Annotated in this window: 1 protein-coding gene; it reads left to right on the top strand. The window is 46.9% G+C overall.

All coding sequences use genetic code 11. From position 1 onward, the window contains the following. Positions 1-1,582 (top strand): methyl-accepting chemotaxis protein (locus PG899_RS23985; protein WP_270697810.1); only part of this gene is annotated, 1,582 nt, incomplete at its 5' end. Positions 1,583-1,711 lie beyond the last annotated feature (129 nt).

Below are 1,711 nucleotides of genomic sequence, written 5' to 3'. Positions count from 1 at the left end.
TCTTATGCGCCAGAATTTACCAGTGACGGGTCGAAACTTAGAACTCCCAAAAGATGCCAATATTCTTTCGACTACCTCCCCTCAAAGCCATATCACGTACGTTAATCCTGACTTCATTAAAATCAGTGGTTTCACTGAGGAAGAACTATTAGGCCAGCCTCACAACATCGTAAGACACCCAGATATGCCGCCTGCTGCATTTGAGCATATGTGGAGTACATTAAAATCTGGCCGCTCATGGATGGGGCTAGTAAAAAATCGCTGTAAAAATGGCGACCACTATTGGGTAAGTGCTTATGTAACGCCAATAGCTAAGAATGGTTCGATTGTTGAATACCAGTCTGTAAGGACCAAGCCTGAACCTGAGCAGGTTTTGGCTGCGGAAAAATTATATGCTCAATTGAGAAGCGGGAAGGCCGCGAGGCCGAAATTGGCTGCTAGCTTTTCCGTGAAAATACTCTTGCTCATATGGGGTAGTATTATATCAAGCGCAATGGCTGCCGGCATGCTTACTGATACATCAATAAACAGCTTATTGTTAGCTACTTTAATGTCAGGAAGCTTAAGCTCTGTTAGTGTTTTGGCTATTCTCTCTCCTCTTGGAAGACTGGTTGAAAGAGCCAAGAATATTTCCAATAACCCATTAAGTCAATCCGTCTACACTGGGCGCACCGATGAGTTTGGCCAAATAGAGTTTGCTTTACGAATGATGCAAGCTGAAACAGGCGCCGTAGTAGGTCGCATAGATGATGCATCAAATCGGCTTAGCGAACACACCCGAGGCCTACTAAAGGATATTGAGTCAAGCAATGTACTTACAGTTGAGCAGCAGGCAGAGACAGATCAAATAGCAACGGCAGTAAACCAAATGACTGCAAGCATTCAAGAGGTTGCGAGCAATGCACAGCATGCTGCAGATGCGGCCGGAAGAGCAGACACTGAGACGGCATCTGGCCAGCGTCTGGTAGCCCACACAAGCCAGTCAATCACTGCCCTTGAAGGTGAAATTAGGCAAGCCGCTCAGGTTATTCATGAGCTTGAAGGTCAAAGTAACGAGATATCAAAAATTCTTGACGTTATACGAGGGATCGCCGATCAAACGAATTTGTTGGCACTCAACGCAGCAATTGAGGCCGCGCGTGCTGGTGAGCAGGGGCGTGGTTTTGCTGTTGTCGCCGATGAGGTTCGCAGTCTTGCTGCTCGCACACAGCAATCGACAACGGATATTCAAAGCATGATCAGCGCTCTACAAGAGCGAGCGCAATCCGCTGTTACAGTCATGGAGCAAAGTGGTCGGCAAGCGCACACGAGTGTAGCTCACGCAGAGGAAGCAGCTACAGCTCTTGATGGAATTGGCCAACGTGTTAACGAAATTACCGACATGAACGCGCAAATAGCGACTGCGGTCGAGCAGCAGGGAGCAGTAAGTGAAGACATCAACCGCAGTATTAACAATATACGCGATGCTGCTGATACCAATGTACAGACCGGGCAGAATAATTTGCAAAGTGCGAAATCTGTCGCTCAGTTAACTAGCGCTCTGAGCGAACTGGCAAAACAGTTTTGGGAAAAACGAGGATAACGCTTTTCAGTATCTCGACAGGGATAACTTACTTTACCATCGGTTATCCCTTCCTGATTACCCATGATTAGCAGTCAGTTACCACGAACTATACTGATCTTACGTACAGTTATCGAGGTGCGAGATCAT

The sequence above is a fragment of the Aeromonas sp. QDB39 genome (assembly GCF_027707585.1).
Lineage (GTDB): Bacteria > Pseudomonadota > Gammaproteobacteria > Enterobacterales > Aeromonadaceae > Aeromonas > Aeromonas hydrophila.
This window is presented reverse-complemented; position numbering and strand designations above follow the sequence as displayed.